This window comes from Corynebacterium sp. MSK195 (assembly GCF_030228885.1).
Taxonomy (GTDB): Bacteria; Actinomycetota; Actinomycetes; order Mycobacteriales; family Mycobacteriaceae; genus Corynebacterium.
On record NZ_JASPGT010000064.1, the window covers coordinates 1 to 341 of the forward strand.

A 341-nucleotide genomic window follows, 5' to 3' on the forward strand; every position below is an offset into this window, starting at 1 on the left:
CTGTCAGCGGTGAATTTGCGGCCCACTAAATCTGGCATGACGCGGTGACCAGGCTTACGCCTGGTAGTGACACATCGGCGGCGCTTGGTAAAGCCTTTAAGCCCCATGGATTTCATGATGCGTGCGACCTTCTTGTGATTGATCGGGCCGAAATCCGTATCACTGTTGAGGCTCGCAGCGATGCGTTTAGCACCATAAAGCCCGTGCTCATCATCAAAAGTGGTCTTGATTTTTGCACCAATAAGGGCATCGGAACACATCTTTAACCTGCGTTTTTCGCGGGTTTGCACCCACTTATAAAACGAGGAGCGATTGAGCTTTAACACGTGGCACATCCGCTT

At 51.0% G+C, this 341-nt stretch carries 1 protein-coding gene; it reads right to left on the reverse strand.

Annotated elements, in window-relative coordinates; all coding sequences use genetic code 11:
• Positions 1 to 326, reverse strand: a 326-nt coding sequence (locus QP909_RS11815) for an IS3 family transposase (protein ID WP_284767334.1), incomplete at its 3' end; no start/stop codon positions are given.
• Positions 327 to 341: the final 15 nt, after the last annotated feature.